Origin of the sequence: Streptomyces sp. NPDC005181, assembly GCF_040608395.1 — a bacterium.
In the GTDB taxonomy this organism is placed as follows: domain Bacteria; phylum Actinomycetota; class Actinomycetes; order Streptomycetales; family Streptomycetaceae; genus Streptomyces.
Genome location: NZ_JBEXID010000008.1, coordinates 112,860 through 130,338 on the forward strand (window position 1 = coordinate 112,860; position 17,479 = coordinate 130,338).

Genomic DNA, 17,479 nt, shown 5'->3' on the forward strand with positions numbered 1-17,479 from the left:
GCCGATGGCGTTGCAAGCCGGTCTTGCTGATCAGGGTCCGGCTCACCGCTCACCCCCCTGCCACCCGAGGTGTGCGCTACCGAACGAGCGAGAGACGTGGTCGTTCGCGGTCTGCGGGGTCCGCGCTGGTTTGGCTGGTGCCGGTGCGCGCGGTGACGATGAGGCCGAAGACCCAGCTGCTGAGCTCTTCAGGGGAGACGTGCAGGTCGCGGGCGATGTCGTGGAGCCTGATGTCCTTGGCCTTCATTGCAGTGAAGACCTTGTCAAGCAACTGGGAGCTCTCACGGCTGGGCATGCCGGATGGTTCTGATCGGCGATAGCCCAGCTTGCCCAGGTCGATGCAGGCGCGGCGGTAGTGCCAGTCCGACAGCATGTCCAGGTCGTGAAGTCGGTAGGTGAGCGCGAGGGCGGCGACCTTCCAGATCTTCTTGCCGCGAAGGATCTGCTGGACCAGAGGTGCATTGGGCATGTGTTCCATGACGCTGCTTCGCGGCATGAGGAACGCGCTGGCGAAGGCGTTCGCTTCTTGCTCTGCCTGGGGGCCAGCCAGGGAGCGATCTTCCCCGTGCAGGACGAGGTGACCTAGCTCGTGGGCGGCATCGAAGCGGCCTCGCTCCGGCGTCTTCAGCGTGTTGAGGAAGACGAAGGGGGTGCCGTCGCGCCACATGGCGAAGGCGTCGACGTCCGCGTACTCGGGAGGCAGGGAGAAGACGCGTACGCCGTGAGATTCCAGGAGATGCACCATGTTGCTGATGGGCGCGGTGCCCAGGCCCCAGCGGGCGCGGACCATTTCGGCCGCGGTTTCTGGGTCCGGCCGACCCAGGGTGGGGATTCCGTTGGGGGGCAGACGGAAGCGGTCATCGATCCAGGTATGAAGTTCCAGCGCGAGGCGGCTGGCCCAGAGAGCGGCGTCGCGAGGGCCCGCTGCCAGCTTGCTGCGGGCGCGGAAGGACACCGCCTCCAGCGGAACTGGCTCCAGGTCGGGCTGGAAGAAGAAGGACTCGGGGAAGTCCAGGGCGGCAGCGAGCCGGGCGAGGGTGTCAGGGGTGGGCTCGGTGCGCCCTCGCTCGTAGTTCGAAAGGCTCTGGACGCTCACCCCGACGCGCGTGGAAAGCTCGGCGAGCGTGAGACCGCGTCGCTTCCGGGCAGTGGTGATGCGCGAGGATGTGATCATGTCTCCTCGTCATCCTTGATGTCTGGTGGGTCTTTCCGTCTACCGCTCTTCGACGGAAACGACGTGGTCACCGGTGGTTTCGACAGCGTAGTCCTTCACGCTCGGGAACTCGATGGCGGGCAAGAGGATCCGACGCTGGTAGCTGTCGACCCTCCCTCCTGGGCCTACCCGGTCGGGGAGAGACAACTCGCTGCGAACGGTTACGACTCCGGTTTTGCGAGCCTCGTGCCGGTGGGTCAACAGGTACCAGGTCACCATCTGCGCGTAGTCGTCGGCGTCCGGGTGTGACCCGTCCGGCGCAAGAAATTCAGGCTCCTCGAACGGGAGCTGGAGGTCCTGGTTGCGGGCGACGGCCCGTTCCTTGGTTACGCCGGCCGGTCGCTTACTGCGAGGGTGAGGGGAGCCGGGAAGGCCGGTGCGGTGGTCTCCGAGGAGGACGCCGATACCCACGGTCTTGTCCTTGTTGACGATGAGCGGCGCCTGCAGGGGATTGTGAGGGTGCCAGCGCAGCTGGGTGCGGAGGGCGTGCCGGAGCTCGCGGACGCGCGTGAAGTAGTCCTGAGAGCCGGGCGCGTTCTTGGCGTCGTCTTTGGTCGTGCCGTCCCGCCGCGACTGCTCGCTCATGCGGAGGATCTGGTCGAAGTACTTGAACTCCAGGCCCAGGGTTGCGAGCTGGGCCTCGTATCCCTCGGGCTCCCCAGCCGGCTGGAGGAGGATGTTGCTGATCATGGAACCTCCGCGCTCTTATAGGTTTCCCCCCTCAAACGAGGGAGGATTTCTTAAAGAGTAGCGGTAGGGACTGACATCGAGGGCCCACGCAGCGGTAGTTGACGAAGCGACCAGGTCAAGTGGCTCCTCTACACTGGTTGTCGGCGCGGGGGCGCTGCTGCTGGAGGACGACACCGTTATGGCCCGCCCGCTGCCCGACCCGCACACCCTCATCGGTCACCGCCGCGACGGCCGCCCGATCTTCCCGATCCTGGGCGCGGACCCGACCGACCCGTCCAACGACCTGCTCGGCGACCCCGTACAGCCGCCCGCCCAGACGGGGCAGACGCTGGACCAGGAGACGCTGACCAGGCTGCTGGCCCGCGAGAAGCAGCAGGGCGAACGTGCTGCGGTACGCAAGCTCGTGGAGCAGCTGGGGTTCGCCAAGACCGACGACCTGGCCGCGTTCGTCAAGGCCCAACAGGACGCGCAGGACGCGCAGCTGACAGAGGTGCAGCGCCGGGAGAAGGCCGCCGACGACGCTGCTGCCGCCGCTGCCGCCCGTGAGGCTTCTGCTGCCGCCCGCGAGAGGGCCGCGGTGCGCCGTGCCGCCCTCGTCGCACTCGGGGCCACGGGTGTGGACCTTGCCGACGCCGAACGTCTGCTGAGCGTTGATGACGACGCCGACGAGCAGGCCGTCACCGGTGCGGCCACCGCACTGAAGGAGCGCCGCCCGGAGTTGTTCGGCAAGACACTCACCCCGGCGGTCGCGCCCGGTGGTTCACCTGCAGGTGGGCCCCCGCAGCGCGGGAGCAACGTCCCCAAGCGGGGCGCGGCCGGTGCGGAGATGGCCCGCCGACGCGGCTACACCAGCAAGACCTGAGCTTCCCACCGGCGGGACAAGGCCGGACTGTGGGGACCACGCCCCTTTTCCGTGGACGACGCCACCACCTGGTGAGCGGACGATCATCCGCCTGATCGCGTCCACGGAGGACACATGACCGTACAGCCGGTCACCACGACTCAGAACCTGACCGCCGACCGGTCCTGGCTGGCGTCTCTGCACGGCACCGGACAGATCGACTCCATCACCCTCGACATGACGACGTTCGCTGCTGGCACGCACTTCTTCGCGTCGACGGACAGCACCGTGCCGTTCAGCCGGTTCCTGTCCGGCATCCCCGTCGGCAAGATCACCGCGAGCGGCCTCTACGGCCTGTACGCGACCGGTGCCTCCGACGGCCGGCAGAACCTTGCCGGGTTCGTCTTCGCCGAGGTGCTGTTCAGCCCCACCCAGACCAAGGTTCCGGCCGCGCTGCTGTGGCACGGCTCGGTGAAGACCGCGAAGCTCCCCGTCGTCGTCGCCCCGGTCGTGCCGTCCGCCACCTGCCAGATCCGCTTCGTGTAAGGAAGGAGGCCCAACCATGACTGTCTCGGACCTCATCAAGGGCGTCACCGTTCAGGACCTGACGACGTTCGCCCGCGAGATCCCCACCCCGGCCGACTTCCTGCTCACGCAGTCGATCTTCCCGAAGGTGGAGATCCATGACGTGATGTGGCGGATCAAGAACCAGGGCCGGTACGTCAACGCCGCGAAGTACCGCAGCTACGACTCCAGCGTCGTTCTGGCCGACCGCCAGGCGTGGACGACCAGCACCCAGGGCATGCTGCCCGCCCTGGGCCAGAAGCTCCTGGTCGGCGAAATCGAGATCCTGCTGCAGGAGGCGTCCCGTGGCGCGGACCAGGACCGCCTGATCGAGCTGCTGTACGACGACGTCGAGCGGCACGTGGAGGCCGTCAACTCGCGCCTGGAGCTCGCTGCCGGTGACGTTCTCACCGACGGGAAGTTCTCCCTGGCGGCGGAGAACGGCCTCACCACGGACGTCGACTTCGTGGTGCCGGCGGCGAACATGCCGACCGCACCCGTCCTGTGGTCCGACCCGACGTCGGATCCGATCAAGGACGAGCTGGGGTGGCTGGACTACCTCGACTCCATCGGCGCCCCGTTCCCCGAGCTCGTCGTCACCAGCCGCCGCGCCTTCTCCTACCTGGGGAGGAACAACGCCTACCGGGCCGCGTACTACGGGTCGGTGAACCCGTCGACCACGCCTACGGCGACCCTGACACCGCAGCAGGTCAACGTGGTGCGCGGCAACTACAGCCTGCCGCCGATCGAGCTGTACAAGGGGCAGGTCCGCGTGGATGGTGCCACGGTGCGCCCGCTGCCGGACGACCGGTGGGTGATGGTGCCGCCGGACCGCACCAAGTGGGGCCAGACCATGTACGGCACCACGGCGGAGTCCCTCGTCCTGTCCCGCGGCTCCAACCCGGAGATCATCCGTGAGGACGCTCCGGGCCTGATCATCACCAAGGGCTCGCAGGACGACCCGCCGCAGGTGTGGACCAAGGGCGCGGCCGTCGCCATGCCGGTGCTCCTTGCGCCGGACTGCCACATCGTCGCGAAGGTGCTCTGACATGGGGCGGCGACTGGCAACAGCGGTGCACCTGGAGCACCCCAAGACGCACGAGCTCCTGATCCTGCAGCCCGGTGACGAGCCGGACGAGGACGTGGCCGAGGCCATCACCAACCCCGACGCGTGGGAAGACGACGCGGAAGAGGACGGCGGCGACCAGGACCCGGACGCCGGCCGGACCCCCGACCCGGTACCGGACCCGGAGCCCGCACCTGAGCCCGAGCCGGAGCCCGAGGTCGAGCCGGAGGCCCCGGCCAAGCCGGCCGTCAAGGCCCGGGTCCGCAAGGCCACCGGAGAGCAGTAACCCAAAGCCAGGCCCGGCCCGGCACCCGCTGCGGGGTGCCGGGCCGGGTCTGCTACCCGGAAGGACACCACCCGTGGACCCCGCAGTCCTCGCCTGGCTCCAAGCGCAGCTCGGCACAGCCACCGACGCGGCCGACCTGCAGGCCCGGTACACCCGGCTCGGTGCGGCGAAGGCCGTCGCCCTGGAGGTGCTGGGCGAGCGGCGTGCCAGGCTGCTCGCCGACCCGCTGCAGCTGACCGTCAACGGCGTCGTCACCCTCGACCAGAGCAACAACCTCACCGGCCTGGAACGGCAGATCGCATCCGTTGAGGCAGCTACCGCCCCGGACGACACCACCGACGGCACCGAACTGGTCATCGCACCGCTGCGCCGCGCCCACCGCTGGCACCGGTAAGCCGTGGCCTACGAGTTCCCGCCACTGACACCCGGCGACGCGAAGACCGTCGCGGCCCGGGTCGCCGCCGTCCTGCAGGACGCCTGGCAGCGCCTCACCGACCAGCAGACCGCCGTCCTTGCCGCCCTGTCGGAGTCGGGCCGCGCCCCGCACATGGTCGCCCGCCTCGCGGAGTTCCAGGCTGCTATCGCCGACTTTCAGCAGCGCGTGGACGCTGAAGCCCGCGCGTTCGTCACCCGCCAGCTGCCGCTGCTGTACGAGCAGGGGGCGCAGCAGGCCGCGAAGACGGTGGGGGGCCGGTTCACGTGGACGCTGATCCACACCGAGGCCCTGCAGTCGCTCGCCGCCGACTCCTACGCCGACTTCCTGCGCCGCTCCCAGGAGGAGCAACGCATGGCGGCCGCGTTCTACCGGGCGGTGCGCGAGGCGGCACGCCGTGAGGTGCCGTTGCTGGCGGCAGGGAACACCACGGCGCTGCAGGCCGCCAGGGCGCTGGCAGACCGGCTCGCCGCCGAGCACCAGCTGCTGTACGTCATCTACCGGGGCGGCGCCCGGATGCCGGTGCAGGCGTGGGCGGAGTCGGCGGTCCTCGCCAAGTCGGCGGGGGCCTACAACGCGGGCACCCTGAACAGGGCGCGGGAGGCCGGCGTGCAGTACATGGAGGTCTTCGACGGCATCGGTTGCGGCTGGACCAGCCACAAGGACCCCGACAAGGCCACAGGGACGCTCAGGACGGTCGAGGATGCGGCCGCGTGGCCGATCTCCCACCCGCGGTGCGGGCGGGCGTTCGGGCCCAGACCCGACGCCACACGGGCAGGGTGAACGACGCGCAGTACGTCGGGCCGTGGCGCGACCTCGACAACTGCCCCCGGAACGACGGCGGCCCCCGGCCGTGATGGTCGGGGCCCGTTGTCGGTGCAGGCGTTATGCGGCTGGCTCGGGGTGGTGCCACGGGGCCGGGCCGGTCCGCGACGCCCAGCCGGCGAGTTCCTGCTCGCCGTACAGGCGGATCCCCTGCGCGGCCGCGTAGCCGGCGGCCTGCCGGGTGAAGGTGCTGGTGGTGACCATGACGGGGATGTGGGCGCGGTGCACGGAGTAGCAGGTGCCGCCGAACCGCTGCATATCCGGGGAGTTCACCTTGTTGGTGGGCCCGTACCGCTTGCACTGGATGACGATCCGCCGGCCGTCCGGGGCGGTCGCGGTGACGTCGGCGCCGAGGTCGCCGGCGCCGCCACTCACCACAACGTTGGTGCAGCCGTCGCGCTGGCACAGGTAGGCGATGGCGTGCTCGAACTCGGTGGGCCCGAGGGCGTGGTAGCGGGCGATCTCGCGTGACTGCACGTCGCGCAGCTGGGCCAGGCGGGCGGCCTCGAGGCGTCGCTGCTCGGCCTTGCGGACGCGGCGCACTACGTAGACGGCGACGCCGGCGAGCATGGCCAGGAGCAGCGGGATACCGAGGGCCGGGGCGTGCCTGACGAGAGCGGAGAGCACGGCGAGCGGGACGCCCACGCCCCATATGGCGACGAAGACGACGTACATGCAGGACGAACCGCGTCTGGTGCGGCGTGGTGGCATCGATGTCCCCCCAGGGGCTTCATTTGTGGCGGAAGCGTAGTCGTACTGCGGTGAAACGGTGGACAGTCAGAGATCGGCCCCCGGGATGACGACGGGCCCCGCCCGCGCGTCTTGCGCTCTGTCACCTGATCCGGCTTCTGCATGCTGGAGTTGAGGCAGCGGCCATGCTCGGCTGACATGCTGGGGGTCGATCACAGGGCGCGAGAGGGGCAGCATCATGCAGTGGCAGGTCCACGGTGAACGGCCGATCTACGAGAACCCGTGGGTCAGCCTCTGGCTGACGGATGTGCAGCAGCCGGATGGCCGCCGCTGGGAGCACCACGTTGTCAAGCTTCGGCACCTGGCTGTCGCCGTCGTGGTTGACGACCAAAAGCGGGTGCTGATGATGTGGCGGCACCGGTTCATTACCGACACGTGGGCATGGGAACTGCCCATGGGCCTGATCGAGGACGGGGCCGGGGAGACACCGGAGCAGGCCGCGATCCGCGAGGTGGAAGAGGAGACTGGCTGGCGGGTCAAGGCCGTGGAGCCACTGATCTACGGGCAGCCGGCGAACGGCATCACGGACTCCGAGCACTACGTGTTCCGCGCCGAGGCAGGCATTTATGGGGGCCCGCCGACGGAGGTCAATGAGACCGACCGGATCGAGTGGATCCCGATGGCGGAGATCCGGGGCATGATCGACCGGCGCGAGATCGTGTCCAGCGGCTCCCTGATCGGCCTGTTGTACTTCCTGCTGGACGAGGCGACCAGGGCCTAGGGGAACGCCTCACGCATCTTCGCTTCGAAGGCGATCACTGGGGCTTCCTGAGCGTGCGCGGCCAGGTGGGTGTGGAACTCCCGCACGTGACCGACGATGCGCGGGGAGTCCACGTTTGTCGCCAGGTCCAGGGCCAGCGAGGCAGTGGAACACGCCTGGTCCAAGGCGCCGTTGCGCAGCTGTGTGGAGGCCAGCCAGAAGGCGTGAAAGGCGCGGCCGCGCTGCTGGTCGCGGTGTTCGCGGCGCAGGCCCTCGGCGATCAACGGCTCGGCCTGCCGGTGCTCGCCGAGCTGCGCGAGAGCGATGCCGGTGTCCACGATCAGCTTGGTCTCGTCGAAGTACCGCACCCACTGCGGGGCGCTGGCGTGGTCGGCCCGTTCGAAGTGCGTGCGTGCTTTGGCGATGGATCGGTGGCAGTCGTTGCCGGCGTGCAGCGTGGCGTGGGCGAACGCCTCCCGCATGTGCAGCATGGCCATCACCAGGTCCGGGCTGTCGGTGCCGCGGGCGGTGTCCTGTGCCGCGCACGCCAGCGCGGCGGCGTCAGTGGCATCGCCCTCGTAGGTGGCCTGCAGGCTCATGCAGGAAAGGACGTTGGCGATGAACTGTCGGTCGCCGACGCTTTGGGCCATCGTCAGCGCCTGGGTGAAGTAGGTGCGAGCGGTGCTGAACTGGCGTGCGTCGAAGTACGCCCATCCGGCGAGCCGGGCAAGCTCGGCGGCGAGCGTGAGCAGGCCGTGCCGTAGTGGGCTTTCACGGGTGTGGTCGATCAGCTGTTGGGTGTGGCGCAGCTGGCCGACGACTGCGGGCCGCAGAGCGGCGGGCCCGTGCTGCTCGTCGCGGCGCCAGTAGTCCTGGATCGATGACTGGATGGCGGCGAGGGTCGAGCGGGTCACTTGAGCGGCGTCGACCAGGTTCAGGATGCTGTCCAGATCGGCGACCGGTGTGGCCGGTGGTGGCGGCGCCGGTTGCGGCTCGGGTTCGGTGAGCGTGGCTTGGGCCGGGATCTCCCAGGGGCGGTGCGCGAGGCCGAGCATGGCGCCAGGGATGCGCAGCCCGTCTGCCACGCGCTCGATGACGTCGATGTGTGCGAGCTTGCGTCGCCCGGCCGCGATCTCCCCGACACGGCTTGGGGTCATGCCGCATAAGGCGGCGATGCGCGAGGGGTAGATCCCGGCGCGGCGCCGCACAAGGGTGAAGACCGTGGCGAAGTCCCGTGTCCGGCAGGCCCGGATCATCTCGGGATCGGCAAGAAGCGCGGGTGGCAGCTCTCGTGGCCCTTCCGCCGCCGGCATCGGCGCCTCCTCGCCCGAGTCGCACACAGTGAGGGGAATCTAACGCCCCGCAAGCTTACCCACGTTGGGTAACCACATGGGCCTTCACGCAGATCCAACTGCAGCGGGACGCTCTCGGCACGCACCGCTTCGGCGGTGTGACCTCTTGGAAACCTCGACGGGGGCGACGCCCCCCACGTAGGGGGAGCACTGTGCCCACAATCACCACGCATGACGAGCCCACGGGCGACGGGTTGACCACGCTGAAATGGGGACTGTGGCTGACGCCGTTCCCGAAGACGGTGGGTGAGGCCCGCCGGCAGCTCCGCTCCATCCTGGCCTGCTGGCTGGTGCCCGAGGAGGCGGTGGACACCGCCGTCCTTATTGCCAGTGAGCTGGTCACCAACGCAATCCGGCACTGCAGCAACGACCACCTGGTGCACCTGCAGGTCTGTGACGACGGCGCGCAGCTGCTGTTGGAGGTGTCTGACCCGAGCCGCAACCCGCCGCGACCGGTGGTCGCGCCGCACCTCGCGGAGAGCGGGCGTGGGCTGTTCCTCGTACGTGCGGCCGCGTCCGGCTTCGGGGCCCGGCACCGGGACCCGGTCGGCAAGACCGTATGGGCGACCGTTCCCCGGTCAGCCGCGCTCCTATAAGCCCCGGCCCGGCAGCGTTGCTCCCCCGTGCGCCCTGCCGGGCCGGTTTCAACCCCCGCCCGTACCGCCGAGGCCGAGCGTCGGGGATCAGGCGTCGGGCGTGGGGAGCTTGGCCACGAAAGTGCCGATTCCCGGCTCCATGTACGCAAGCCCCGCCGTACGGAGCTCTTGCAGCACCCGGCGTGCCGTCACCGGGCTGATGCCAGTCTCCGCCTGCAGATCAAGCGCAGACGGAAGCCGCGTCCCTGGCGGGTACACCCCACTGTCGATGCGCTCCTCCAGCAGTGCGTACACCTGCCGCCACCGCGGGATCTCCGGCTGCCAGTCCATGATCCTGACGGTAGGTGCGCAAGGTCCGCTCGGCGAGACAGGAGGAATCAGATGGCCTATCGCACCTATCGCACCTATCGCACTGGGCATATGGTGTTCCGCACAGATAAGCCCCGCAACCGTGCCACCGGTCCGGGGAGTGGACGACGCACTGGAGGCGCGACGCCATGAAGAAGCCTATCCAGGCCCCAGACGCTCGCACAGAGCCCGGCCACGGCTGGTGCCACTGGCACAAAGGCCCGTCGGGGACAGCGGTCCTCGTCAACGTGATCCCGTCGTCCTCCGGCCCCGACTTTGGGCAGTACGCCTGCCAGCCGTGCCGTGAGCAGCACAACCTCGTACCGTTCGGGCAGGCGTGATGAGCCGGTTCGCGGGGCAGCGGGCGTATGTCGACGCCAGGGTGCAGGACGCCTACCGGGCGTACATCGGCCACCTCATGGCCTGCCCCGACTGCAAGCAACGTGTCAGCTGCGCCAACGGCGTCCGGGTCAAGAAGGAATACCGGGCCGAACGCGACGCCGCCGGCGCCCACTGAACTCCTGCCCGTATCCCCTGGCTGGCCGGTTGGACCAGCCCCTACGCCGCCCCGCTTCCCGGCCCCCCGTCCGGGAGGCGGGGCTCTTTCGCGGCTCCGGCCGATTGTCGGTGCCGCCGTTTACGATCCGGCCGTGGCCATCGACATCCCTGAAGAGCTCATCTCGCTGGAACGCACCGCCGTCGCCGAGCAGCGCAAGGCCCTCGCCGAGCCGTACACGCAGGAGGCGTGGGCTCCCTGGCGTGAGGCTGCTGCAGCGTTCCAGGCCGCGGTGACCGCGCATGCCGAGGCGGGCGGGGTGTCTCGGTACGAGCTGGAGATGGCCGTTAAGCGGGCCGTCCTGCATGCGGAGCCGGGGGGCGGCTGACGCAGCTCCGCCTCGCCCTTTGGCGCTGTCCTCGGGGCGAGGCGGGAAGCAATCACCCTATTTCGCGGGCAACTTGGCCCTGGGGATTGATGTAATGAGTCTACGAGGCCGGTATGACAACCCGGCCGGGCTCAGGCGGCGTTCCGTGGCGGCGGCTGGTCACGGCTGCCCCCCATAGAGCCGGTTCAGCTTGTCGTCCAGGACTTCGATGTCGGGGTGCATGGCGAGCATCACTGCGGTGTGGAACCTTTCGATGGCCGCCCAGAAGCTGGACGTATCCACGCTGTCCTCGGCCGTCAGCCGCTTCATCGGCTCCTGCGCGCTCTCGTCCATGCGCTCAAGCTAGTCGAACTGCAACCCAGTGCATCTACCCCGGAACGCACTAGTCCGGCGGCCCCTCTTGGAGTGGCGGGGGCGGTTTGCCACCAGGTCGCAGCCCCACTGGCCGAGGAAGCTGCGCCCGGGTGGCAGCAGAAGCTAAGCAGCTCGGACAGCGCCCGCCAAAACCCCTATCGGCCAGATGGGTGGACGAGCCCCGGACGCGCGAAACCGCCCCCTGTTCAGGTCGTGGCCGTGGCCAGGAACAGGGGGCGGAGTGTGCTCGGGGGCGAGTTCGAGTAGTGCTTGAGTCCGCCCCCCTCTGCCGAGTGTGGGGGGATTCGCCGTCCGACCGCAGCTGGTGTGGATTCGCGGACCGGACGACTCATCCACTCAACCAGCCCACATTCCCTGCCTCAACCCCAGTGGGCCATCCGGCGGTACGGCGAGGTGCGTGACCCCATCGGTGGCGGCCCAAGCCGCCGCCGGGAGACATCGGGACCACCACCAATATTCATCTTCCTCCCTGGCCGGGTCTTCCGCAGCTTGGCTGGCCTGCGCCGGACGTCACTCTGGGCCACTCTGGATGGATGAGTGCCCCGATAGTGGTTCACGGCCTTTCCCGCACCAGCGGTCGGGCGGTCACGATCAATAGTGAGATCGTCGGTCTCGTCTACGTCGACCACGGCCTGGTCGAACTTCTCCGGCGGGCCGGCGTCTACGACGCTGAGCAGTGCCTTGACGACCCGCGCTGGATCGAGTAGCGCGACGGCCGACCGCATCGATACGAACCAGCATGAGGAAGCCCCGTCGACGGGGGAGACGACGGGGCCGACGCAAGTGTGACAGAACAGCAGGGCGAGTTGCCGCCCGGCCAAGGGGGGAGCGGATGACAACGCGTCGACCGGACGGCAACGACAGCTAACCAGCGTGGACAGTCCACGCAAAAGCCGCTATCGGCTGGATGGGCGTACAACCCAGGACGCACGAAAGGACCCCCAGCCCCGGCCGTAGCCGGGGCGCGGTGCTGTGGGTCAGCGGTCCTGGTCAGGCCAGGCTTTGAGCACCCGCCCGCAGTCCGCTTCGTCGATGAGCGTGATCCGGGCGCCCTCCCTGCCGCCGCGCTCCCCGATCCATCTCAAGTACTTCCGTTCAGCCGTCGCCTGATCGGCCCACCACCCGCGCATGACGGGCCGGGCTCCGATCGACAGCGTCAGGTGATAGCGGTCCACGACGGCAGACTAGGACTTCCTCCATTCGGCCCGTAGTGGTTGCTGCGGTGTGGAGGCGGGGGTGAGCTGTCAGTGCGCCCAGCGATAGTCCCGGGCGCAAGGAGGGGCGCCCCCCGAACGAGCGGGGCCAGCCTCCCACCCGACTCACAGCGACTTGGAGAGCTCATGCCGTACAAGCAGGGACAGCGCGTGGAGTACCGGAATCAAGAAGGCCAGCAGGCGCAGGGCACGATCCAGGCGGCCGAGGGCAGCGGGCAGCAGACTCGCTACACCGTCAAGAACGAGAAGAACATGCAACAAGAGCAGGTCCCGGAATCCAAGATCGAGCGGCAGCTGTAGTAGCGCCCCTGCCGACGCGGCCGCCGTTGCACCGAACGAAGGTGCACCGGCGGTCGCTCGTGTTTCGCGCAGCTGGATCAGGGCCGCTACGGCTCGTCGGTCCTGACGGTCACGGTGGCGCCTGCTTCTCGGGCTGCCTCCCGCAGAACGGCCAGCGTGTCCGTGAGCGGTGCGCGGGGACCACCGCGTGGGGTGGTGGCGATGAGGCAGGGCATGCACCGGTCCAACCAGCGGCGGCCGGATCCGGGCACGGTGACGACCCCGGTTGCTCTCGCGGGCTGGCCGCAGCCCACGCACGGATGGTTGCCGTCGAGCCGCGCGGCTCCGGCGCTCAGGCATGGGGCCCATGGTGGGGCGGGGTCCAGCTGTGACGGGTCGACGCCGAGGGATCGCAGCAGGTCAGCGTCGGTCATGCGGGTCCCTTCTGTCGGCGTCTGCGACGATACGCCGCCGATGGTGGGTGGCGGACATGGCAGGCGCATCCGCCCTCTCGCTGTCTCTCACGCAACGCGACATGCCCTGAGGTGTCCTAGCTTGAGAGGGCAAGGATTCGCGCACGTGAGGAGCCGTTATGACGCGGCGGGGTGGCAAGGACAAATTCCCAGGCAAGGCGGGGGAAGCGACAGGAAAGGTGAGAGGCGACCGGCAGAAGGAAGCCGAGGGGACGGCCAAGCGGCTCGAGGATGAGATCAAGAAGCGGCGCAGCACCGAAGATCGACCCCTGCCGGATGAGCCGCCCGACTAGCCAAGAATGAGCGCATTGCGTCCCGGAGCCCCTGCCCGAGCGGCGGGGGCTCGACCATGCCGACAGCCCTACAATCGAATGCATGTACGACCTCCCGTCCGATCTGCCTCGGCTCCGTACCCTGCGGACCTGGTATGCGATGTGGGTGGACCGCATCGACGAGGCGATCGCGGCGGCCGAGCAGCGAGAGAGGGAGCGGCAGCAGAGCGAGCGGCGGCGGCCGCCGACGCCGGACTGGGTGGTCGAGCTCAGCATCGGTGCGGGCGCACGATCCATCGAGGTCCACGTGGGCGGGTGCCGCGCGGCGGGGAAACGCCAGCGAGCCGTCACCCGGGAGCAAACTCTCGCCGCGCTCGCCGACGGGATGCGGGCCTGCATCCACTGCCGACCTGACATTGAGCTTGGGGTGCTCGGGTAGGTCCGGCGGCGGTCCAGTCGAAGGGACATCTGAGCCACCACCGGTACAAGGATCCTCACGCCGGGCCGAGACCTGTGCACCTGGGTCAGCCCTACGGGTCCGCTGTTTCGTCGAGCCGGGGAGCTGTCCGTGCACCGTCCTACGCTCGAACATATGAGCACTCCTCCGCCCTCTGAGGGGCTTTCGCTTGCCGCCGTCGCCCCCATCGTCGAGACGCGCATCCTCGTGGACACTGTCGAGATCTTCCGTGCCGGGGAGCCGGTCCTTGACCCGGATTCCGGCGAGTACCACCCCGGCCCGGATCAGATCCTCTACACGGGGGCCGGTGCGATCTTCTCCGCCGGAGGTCCCGGCCTGGTCCTGTCTCTGGAAGGACAGGCGTACGCCGACGACACCCGCAACCGCTACCGCCTCCTGACTCCCCTGGACGTCCCGCTCGCGTCGCGCGAGGACCGCGTGCGCGTCACCGTGGCCACGCAGGACCCGGGCCTGATCAACAGGGTGTGGCGGGTCCTGGACATCTCCGATGCCAACTCGCTCGCCGTGGTCCGCACCACGTGGCTGGACGAGTCCACCCAGACCACCGGGGCGTGAGCCGGTGCCGCTGGATCTTTCGCAGGCCAGGGCTGACCTGGAGGCGCAGCTGACCGACACGGTGCGGATCTCCCGTACCGCCGGCCAGCCTGTCCTGGACCCGGTGACCGGGGAGCCCGGCCAGACCCCGACCACCGTGGTGTACGACGGTCCGGGGGCGGTGCTGTCCACGCACGGGCAGATCGTCCTGGGCCAGGTCCTCGGCCAGGACTGGCTGTCCGAGGGCTCCGCCTGGTACCGGCTGGTGACGCCCGTGTCGGCGCCGGTGGCGCTGATCGGCGACCTGGTGGAGGTCGTCACCGAGACGGGCGGCCTGGCCGGCCGCATCTGGCTTGCCGATGACGTCACCGAGGCGTCCACGGTGGAGATCTGCCGCTCCACCAGGTTGATGGAACGCATCACTACGGCGTCCAGCGCCATCTGACCCCTTGGCCTCTTGGCGGCCTCGCGCACCGTGCGCGGGGCCGTAGTGCTGTCCGCGCCCCTTCGTAGGCTGAGCAGCATGGATGATCAGGCGCACTGGGTGCGGATAACCGCCAACCACACCATGGGATCCGTGGCACTCGACGGCCGCGACATCTCCTCGAAGGTCTCCGGGTACGAGCTCCGCCAGAGCGCGGGTCAGCCGGCGCAGCTGGTGCTGTTCCTGTCGCCGAAGGTGACGGACGAGTTCGACGGTCTGGCGCGTGTGGCCGTCGGTGTCGACCCGGACCCGGGACCGGCCGCCGCGGCGTTCTTGTCGGCGATCGATGCGGGCGAGCTGGAGCGCAACGCCCTGGCCCGGTACGACCTTTTGGACGGCCAGCCGCACGAGATGACCCGGGCGATGCTGGCGCTGCTGCAGGACTGGGCGTCCGGACGGTGGCAGCCGGAGGTGAGCGGATAGTGGCTATCCCTGGCCCCCGCCCTGGCGGCGGCGCGTTCAGCAACGCGCCCGAGATCGCCGCCCAGCTGCAGGCCCGCGCCGCACGGATGCTGCCGTCGGCGGTGTCCGTCGTACGGCACTACGCGATGCTGCTGGAGACGCAGATCAAGGCCAACGCGTCGGGCAGGCCCGGCCCGAACGCGCCGACCGGCGACTACCGGCGGTCCTGGACGCACGAGGTGCACGTCAGTGGCGAAGCGGCGACGGCGATCGTCGGCACCGCCAAACCGCAAGGGCGGCGCCTGGAGTACGGGTACGTCGGCCCCGACAGCCTCGGCCGCGTCTTCGACCAGCCGCCGTACGCCCACGTCGGCCCGGCTGTGGAGACGATCAGTCCCCTGTTCACGGCTGCCATCGGGCGGATCGCCGACGGGAACCCGGAGTGAGCACCCCGATGGAGGAGCTGCACAAGGCTGTCGCCGATGTGATGGCGGCGCACGGCTACGGCATGGTGTCGCGGCTGGCGTTCGTCGTCGAGCTCGTCGACGAGGAGACCGGCGACCTGGGGCTGCTGCGGGGGACGAGCCCGTCCGACATGCCGGTGTGGTCCGAACTCGGGCTGCACACCTTCGCTATCGCGGACATTCAAGCCGTCGTCACCGCAGACCGGATGACGAACACCGACGAGGAGGACTAGATGAGTGTGTCGGGGCGCCAAGTGGCGCTCGCAGTGCAGACCATGCTGCAGACGGCGACAGGCCGCTCCTGCGGGTACGGGACCGCGCCCACGGCGGCATCCGTGCCGACGGGCAACACGATCCCGTACTGCGTGCTGTACGAGCTGGGGCAAGTTGCCGGCCTGGGACCGGTCTTCGGGGACAGTGACGCCGATGCCCGGGTGCTGCTGCAGGTGTCGTCGGTGGGCCAGACCGCCGAGCAGGCGTCCTTGCAGGCCGACAAGGCCCGGCAGGCGTTCCTGGCCCGGGTGCTGGGCAGCGCCCAGTACCTCAACGCGATCACCGTGACCGGGGCGACCGTGATCGGCCGGGAGCTGGACCGGGAGGAAGGGACCGGTGTCGTGAGCTCCACCTACACTTACGTGCAGCGATTCGTCCTGACGGTTTCAACCCCGAACAGCTGACGCCTGATCGCACCTCACCGCGGAGGCCCCCGCGCGGACGCCCGGCCACACCGGTACGGGCTGCACCCCTGGTTCGCAGTCCTGCGACCTGTTGGGGACGGGCCTCCATTGCCGGAGGCCGGGGTCCCCGGAGAGTGAGCACCCCCCTTGGGTACCACCCAGCAGCGGTTCATGCGCCGCGGCGTCACCAAGATCTACTTCCTGCCGGAGATCGCCGCGGCGACGAACGTCCCGACCCGCGCGGAGCTGACCGGCGGCACCGAGCTGTCCGGCGCGATCTCCGACATCGCGGGCTGGTCGCTCGGCAACAGCCCGATCGACACCCCCGACATGGGCTCGACGCTCACCACGTCGATCCCCGGTGAGGACAAGGCCGACGCCTCGACCCTGACCTTCTACGAGGACAAGGCCGGCGACACCATCGAAACCCTCCTCAGCAAGGGCGAGGAAGGGTACGTCGTCATCCTGCGCAAGGGCGACGTTCCGGCGTCGAAGTCCATGGACATCTTCCCCACCCGTGTCGCCTCGCGCGCCCCGGCCTACTCCGCAGGCAGCGACCCGGCGAAGTTCACCGTGACCTTCGCGGTGTCCGACGACCCGACGCTCGACGCCGCCGTCCCGGCCACTACCTGATCCGGGGGGATCCGCATGTCCACGAACACCACTGCCCAGCCGCCGGCCGCCGCGGTTGCCAAGGACGCGCACTGGTCGGCGAAGATGGCCCGCCTGCGGGCCCGGAAGCTGCCTGAGCGCACCCTGTCGATCTGCGACGACCAGGACGCCAAGACCGCTGTGACAGAGGCGGCCCTGAACCTGGCCAAGGCCCGCGCCGGGGCGCTGGCCGAATGCACTGAGCAGGGCATCCGTGAGGAGCAGCGCGACGCCTGGGTGGCGTCGAACCCGCAAGTCCTGGCTGCCGATACGGGCCTGACGCGGGCACAGGACGCCCTCGCGGACGCCACGCTGACCCTCACTTTCCGGGCCGTACCGCGGCCGGTGTGGGAGCAGCTGCTGCGCGACCACGCCCCCACTGAGGCGCAGGCCGACCAGGGCATGGAGTACAACGTCGACACGTTCCCCGCGGCGCTGATCTCCGCCTGCCACGTCGAGCGTGACGCCGGCGGGGCGGAGGTCGAGGGGATGAGCGCGGCCGACGCGCAGGAGCTCCTGGACACCTGGGCGGACGCCGAGGCGAAGGCACTTTTCACGGCCGCTCTCGTCATCAACCAGACGTTGCGGGCGGACCTGGGAAAAGGCTGATCTCTGACCCGGCTTTCCG

At 69.3% G+C, this 17,479-nt stretch carries 30 protein-coding genes; 22 read left to right on the top strand and 8 right to left on the bottom strand.

Annotated features, from left to right (window positions below; translation table 11 throughout):
- Positions 1-76: 76 nt before the first annotated feature.
- Together ABZV38_RS08405 and ABZV38_RS08410 are read right to left on the bottom strand one after the other, a co-directional pair.
- Positions 77-1,174 (bottom strand): XRE family transcriptional regulator, encoded by a 1,098-nt coding sequence (locus tag ABZV38_RS08405; RefSeq protein WP_356325884.1) that lies wholly within the window; start codon positions 1,172-1,174, stop codon positions 77-79.
- Between the two features lie 39 nt (positions 1,175-1,213).
- Positions 1,214-1,903: a hypothetical protein gene (locus tag ABZV38_RS08410; protein WP_356325886.1), complete on the bottom strand. Its 690-nt coding sequence runs from the start codon at positions 1,901-1,903 to the stop codon at positions 1,214-1,216.
- 178 nt (positions 1,904-2,081) lie between these two features.
- On the opposite strand from ABZV38_RS08410, the gene ABZV38_RS08415 reads away from it, so the two are divergent.
- The 6 genes from ABZV38_RS08415 to ABZV38_RS08440 all read left to right on the top strand — a co-directional run bounded on the left by ABZV38_RS08415 (position 2,082) and on the right by ABZV38_RS08440 (position 5,876).
- Positions 2,082-2,765 (top strand): hypothetical protein, encoded by a 684-nt coding sequence (locus tag ABZV38_RS08415; RefSeq protein WP_356325888.1) that lies wholly within the window; start codon positions 2,082-2,084, stop codon positions 2,763-2,765.
- 114 nt (positions 2,766-2,879) lie between these two features.
- Positions 2,880-3,290 (top strand): head decoration protein, encoded by a 411-nt coding sequence (locus ABZV38_RS08420; protein WP_356325890.1) that lies wholly within the window; start codon positions 2,880-2,882, stop codon positions 3,288-3,290.
- A 16-nt stretch (positions 3,291-3,306) separates the two neighbouring features.
- Positions 3,307-4,356 (top strand): major capsid protein, encoded by a 1,050-nt coding sequence (locus ABZV38_RS08425; protein WP_356325892.1) that lies wholly within the window; start codon positions 3,307-3,309, stop codon positions 4,354-4,356.
- A gap of 1 nt (position 4,357) precedes the next feature.
- Complete coding sequence (locus tag ABZV38_RS08430; protein WP_356325894.1) at positions 4,358-4,660, top strand: hypothetical protein; 303 nt, start codon at positions 4,358-4,360, stop codon at positions 4,658-4,660.
- A 73-nt stretch (positions 4,661-4,733) separates the two neighbouring features.
- Positions 4,734-5,054 (top strand): hypothetical protein, encoded by a 321-nt coding sequence (locus ABZV38_RS08435; RefSeq protein ID WP_356325896.1) that lies wholly within the window; start codon positions 4,734-4,736, stop codon positions 5,052-5,054.
- Between the two features lie 3 nt (positions 5,055-5,057).
- Positions 5,058-5,876 (top strand): hypothetical protein, encoded by an 819-nt coding sequence (locus ABZV38_RS08440; RefSeq protein WP_356325898.1) that lies wholly within the window; start codon positions 5,058-5,060, stop codon positions 5,874-5,876.
- A 102-nt stretch (positions 5,877-5,978) separates the two neighbouring features.
- Here ABZV38_RS08440 and ABZV38_RS08445 read toward each other — a convergent pair whose 3' ends face one another.
- Positions 5,979-6,629, bottom strand: coding sequence for a restriction endonuclease (locus ABZV38_RS08445; RefSeq protein ID WP_356325900.1), 651 nt, complete (start codon positions 6,627-6,629; stop codon positions 5,979-5,981).
- A 217-nt stretch (positions 6,630-6,846) separates the two neighbouring features.
- Between ABZV38_RS08445 and ABZV38_RS08450 the strand changes: the two genes are divergently transcribed.
- A complete protein-coding gene (locus ABZV38_RS08450; protein ID WP_356325902.1) occupies positions 6,847-7,389 on the top strand; it encodes an NUDIX hydrolase in 543 nt (180 codons plus the stop codon).
- On the opposite strand, the gene ABZV38_RS08455 is transcribed toward ABZV38_RS08450, so the two are convergent.
- Positions 7,386-8,681, bottom strand: coding sequence for a helix-turn-helix transcriptional regulator (locus ABZV38_RS08455; RefSeq protein ID WP_356325904.1), 1,296 nt, complete (start codon positions 8,679-8,681; stop codon positions 7,386-7,388). The genes ABZV38_RS08450 and ABZV38_RS08455 overlap by 4 nt on opposite strands.
- A 191-nt stretch (positions 8,682-8,872) precedes the next feature.
- On the opposite strand from ABZV38_RS08455, the gene ABZV38_RS08460 reads away from it, so the two are divergent.
- Complete coding sequence (locus ABZV38_RS08460) at positions 8,873-9,316, top strand: ATP-binding protein (protein ID WP_356325906.1); 444 nt, start codon at positions 8,873-8,875, stop codon at positions 9,314-9,316.
- A gap of 87 nt (positions 9,317-9,403) precedes the next feature.
- Here ABZV38_RS08460 and ABZV38_RS08465 read toward each other — a convergent pair whose 3' ends face one another.
- Positions 9,404-9,646, bottom strand: coding sequence for a winged helix-turn-helix domain-containing protein (locus tag ABZV38_RS08465; RefSeq protein WP_326604241.1), 243 nt, complete (start codon positions 9,644-9,646; stop codon positions 9,404-9,406).
- A gap of 358 nt (positions 9,647-10,004) precedes the next feature.
- Between ABZV38_RS08465 and ABZV38_RS08470 the strand changes: the two genes are divergently transcribed.
- Positions 10,005-10,181, top strand: coding sequence for a hypothetical protein (locus ABZV38_RS08470; protein WP_356325908.1), 177 nt, complete (start codon positions 10,005-10,007; stop codon positions 10,179-10,181).
- A gap of 133 nt (positions 10,182-10,314) precedes the next feature.
- Positions 10,315-10,548 carry a hypothetical protein gene (locus ABZV38_RS08475; protein ID WP_356325910.1) on the top strand — a complete coding sequence of 78 codons (234 nt, stop codon included), beginning with the start codon at positions 10,315-10,317 and terminating at the stop codon, positions 10,546-10,548.
- Between the two features lie 159 nt (positions 10,549-10,707).
- Here ABZV38_RS08475 and ABZV38_RS08480 read toward each other — a convergent pair whose 3' ends face one another.
- Positions 10,708-10,881, bottom strand: a complete 174-nt coding sequence (locus ABZV38_RS08480; RefSeq protein WP_356325912.1) for a hypothetical protein — start codon at positions 10,879-10,881, stop codon at positions 10,708-10,710.
- A gap of 575 nt (positions 10,882-11,456) precedes the next feature.
- Here ABZV38_RS08480 and ABZV38_RS08485 point away from each other — a divergent pair.
- Positions 11,457-11,630 (top strand): hypothetical protein, encoded by a 174-nt coding sequence (locus tag ABZV38_RS08485; RefSeq protein ID WP_356325914.1) that lies wholly within the window; start codon positions 11,457-11,459, stop codon positions 11,628-11,630.
- Positions 11,631-11,900: 270 nt separating this feature from the next.
- Here the strand turns inward: ABZV38_RS08485 and ABZV38_RS08490 are convergent, their stop codons facing one another.
- A complete protein-coding gene (locus ABZV38_RS08490) occupies positions 11,901-12,098 on the bottom strand; it encodes a hypothetical protein (RefSeq protein WP_356325916.1) in 198 nt (65 codons plus the stop codon).
- A gap of 165 nt (positions 12,099-12,263) precedes the next feature.
- Here ABZV38_RS08490 and ABZV38_RS08495 point away from each other — a divergent pair, with 165 nt between their 5' ends.
- Positions 12,264-12,437 (top strand): hypothetical protein, encoded by a 174-nt coding sequence (locus ABZV38_RS08495; RefSeq protein WP_354387681.1) that lies wholly within the window; start codon positions 12,264-12,266, stop codon positions 12,435-12,437.
- 86 nt (positions 12,438-12,523) lie between these two features.
- Here ABZV38_RS08495 and ABZV38_RS08500 read toward each other — a convergent pair whose 3' ends face one another.
- Entirely contained in the window at positions 12,524-12,850 is a 327-nt protein-coding gene (locus ABZV38_RS08500) for a hypothetical protein (protein WP_356325918.1), read from the bottom strand.
- A gap of 158 nt (positions 12,851-13,008) precedes the next feature.
- Between ABZV38_RS08500 and ABZV38_RS08505 the strand changes: the two genes are divergently transcribed.
- The 10 genes from ABZV38_RS08505 (at position 13,009) to ABZV38_RS08550 (ending at position 17,460) form a co-directional block, all read left to right on the top strand.
- A complete protein-coding gene (locus ABZV38_RS08505; RefSeq protein ID WP_356325920.1) occupies positions 13,009-13,182 on the top strand; it encodes a CsbD family protein in 174 nt (57 codons plus the stop codon).
- A gap of 82 nt (positions 13,183-13,264) precedes the next feature.
- Positions 13,265-13,600, top strand: coding sequence for a DUF6233 domain-containing protein (locus ABZV38_RS08510; RefSeq protein ID WP_356325922.1), 336 nt, complete (start codon positions 13,265-13,267; stop codon positions 13,598-13,600).
- A gap of 153 nt (positions 13,601-13,753) precedes the next feature.
- On the top strand, positions 13,754-14,194 hold the full coding sequence (locus tag ABZV38_RS08515; RefSeq protein ID WP_356325924.1) for a DUF6093 family protein: 441 nt from the start codon (positions 13,754-13,756) through the stop codon (positions 14,192-14,194).
- A gap of 4 nt (positions 14,195-14,198) precedes the next feature.
- Entirely contained in the window at positions 14,199-14,618 is a 420-nt protein-coding gene (locus ABZV38_RS08520) for a DUF6093 family protein (protein ID WP_356325926.1), read from the top strand.
- A 78-nt stretch (positions 14,619-14,696) separates the two neighbouring features.
- Positions 14,697-15,080 (top strand): hypothetical protein, encoded by a 384-nt coding sequence (locus tag ABZV38_RS08525; RefSeq protein ID WP_356325928.1) that lies wholly within the window; start codon positions 14,697-14,699, stop codon positions 15,078-15,080.
- Complete coding sequence (locus tag ABZV38_RS08530) at positions 15,080-15,505, top strand: HK97 gp10 family phage protein (protein ID WP_356325930.1); 426 nt, start codon at positions 15,080-15,082, stop codon at positions 15,503-15,505. The genes ABZV38_RS08525 and ABZV38_RS08530 overlap by 1 nt, the downstream gene beginning before the upstream one ends.
- Positions 15,502-15,756 (top strand): hypothetical protein, encoded by a 255-nt coding sequence (locus tag ABZV38_RS08535; RefSeq protein WP_356325932.1) that lies wholly within the window; start codon positions 15,502-15,504, stop codon positions 15,754-15,756. The genes ABZV38_RS08530 and ABZV38_RS08535 overlap by 4 nt, the downstream gene beginning before the upstream one ends.
- Positions 15,757-16,200, top strand: coding sequence for a hypothetical protein (locus ABZV38_RS08540; RefSeq protein WP_356325935.1), 444 nt, complete (start codon positions 15,757-15,759; stop codon positions 16,198-16,200).
- A gap of 147 nt (positions 16,201-16,347) precedes the next feature.
- Complete coding sequence (locus ABZV38_RS08545; RefSeq protein ID WP_356325937.1) at positions 16,348-16,833, top strand: hypothetical protein; 486 nt, start codon at positions 16,348-16,350, stop codon at positions 16,831-16,833.
- Positions 16,834-16,848: 15 nt separating this feature from the next.
- Positions 16,849-17,460, top strand: coding sequence for a hypothetical protein (locus tag ABZV38_RS08550; protein WP_356325939.1), 612 nt, complete (start codon positions 16,849-16,851; stop codon positions 17,458-17,460).
- The last annotated feature ends 19 nt before the right edge of the window (positions 17,461-17,479 follow it).

What these genes read in the sequence shown, in the direction of transcription:
- ABZV38_RS08410 (WP_356325886.1), bottom strand. Translation starts at nt 1,903, where the DNA reads ATGATCAGCAACATCCTCCTCCAGCCGGCTGGGGAGCCCGAGGGATAC.
- ABZV38_RS08540 (WP_356325935.1), top strand. Translation starts at nt 15,757, where the DNA reads ATGAGTGTGTCGGGGCGCCAAGTGGCGCTCGCAGTGCAGACCATGCTG.
- ABZV38_RS08420 (WP_356325890.1), top strand. Translation starts at nt 2,880, where the DNA reads ATGACCGTACAGCCGGTCACCACGACTCAGAACCTGACCGCCGACCGG.
- ABZV38_RS08430 (WP_356325894.1), top strand. Translation starts at nt 4,358, where the DNA reads ATGGGGCGGCGACTGGCAACAGCGGTGCACCTGGAGCACCCCAAGACG.
- ABZV38_RS08405 (WP_356325884.1), bottom strand. Translation starts at nt 1,174, where the DNA reads ATGATCACATCCTCGCGCATCACCACTGCCCGGAAGCGACGCGGTCTC.
- ABZV38_RS08470 (WP_356325908.1), top strand. Translation starts at nt 10,005, where the DNA reads ATGAGCCGGTTCGCGGGGCAGCGGGCGTATGTCGACGCCAGGGTGCAG.
- ABZV38_RS08500 (WP_356325918.1), bottom strand. Translation starts at nt 12,850, where the DNA reads ATGACCGACGCTGACCTGCTGCGATCCCTCGGCGTCGACCCGTCACAG.
- ABZV38_RS08465 (WP_326604241.1), bottom strand. Translation starts at nt 9,646, where the DNA reads ATGGACTGGCAGCCGGAGATCCCGCGGTGGCGGCAGGTGTACGCACTG.
- ABZV38_RS08415 (WP_356325888.1), top strand. Translation starts at nt 2,082, where the DNA reads ATGGCCCGCCCGCTGCCCGACCCGCACACCCTCATCGGTCACCGCCGC.
- ABZV38_RS08480 (WP_356325912.1), bottom strand. Translation starts at nt 10,881, where the DNA reads ATGGACGAGAGCGCGCAGGAGCCGATGAAGCGGCTGACGGCCGAGGAC.
- ABZV38_RS08450 (WP_356325902.1), top strand. Translation starts at nt 6,847, where the DNA reads ATGCAGTGGCAGGTCCACGGTGAACGGCCGATCTACGAGAACCCGTGG.
- ABZV38_RS08550 (WP_356325939.1), top strand. Translation starts at nt 16,849, where the DNA reads ATGTCCACGAACACCACTGCCCAGCCGCCGGCCGCCGCGGTTGCCAAG.
- ABZV38_RS08445 (WP_356325900.1), bottom strand. Translation starts at nt 6,629, where the DNA reads ATGCCACCACGCCGCACCAGACGCGGTTCGTCCTGCATGTACGTCGTC.
- ABZV38_RS08455 (WP_356325904.1), bottom strand. Translation starts at nt 8,681, where the DNA reads ATGCCGGCGGCGGAAGGGCCACGAGAGCTGCCACCCGCGCTTCTTGCC.
- ABZV38_RS08515 (WP_356325924.1), top strand. Translation starts at nt 13,754, where the DNA reads ATGAGCACTCCTCCGCCCTCTGAGGGGCTTTCGCTTGCCGCCGTCGCC.
- ABZV38_RS08485 (WP_356325914.1), top strand. Translation starts at nt 11,457, where the DNA reads ATGAGTGCCCCGATAGTGGTTCACGGCCTTTCCCGCACCAGCGGTCGG.
- ABZV38_RS08510 (WP_356325922.1), top strand. Translation starts at nt 13,265, where the DNA reads ATGTACGACCTCCCGTCCGATCTGCCTCGGCTCCGTACCCTGCGGACC.
- ABZV38_RS08495 (WP_354387681.1), top strand. Translation starts at nt 12,264, where the DNA reads ATGCCGTACAAGCAGGGACAGCGCGTGGAGTACCGGAATCAAGAAGGC.
- ABZV38_RS08425 (WP_356325892.1), top strand. Translation starts at nt 3,307, where the DNA reads ATGACTGTCTCGGACCTCATCAAGGGCGTCACCGTTCAGGACCTGACG.
- ABZV38_RS08525 (WP_356325928.1), top strand. Translation starts at nt 14,697, where the DNA reads ATGGATGATCAGGCGCACTGGGTGCGGATAACCGCCAACCACACCATG.
- ABZV38_RS08505 (WP_356325920.1), top strand. Translation starts at nt 13,009, where the DNA reads ATGACGCGGCGGGGTGGCAAGGACAAATTCCCAGGCAAGGCGGGGGAA.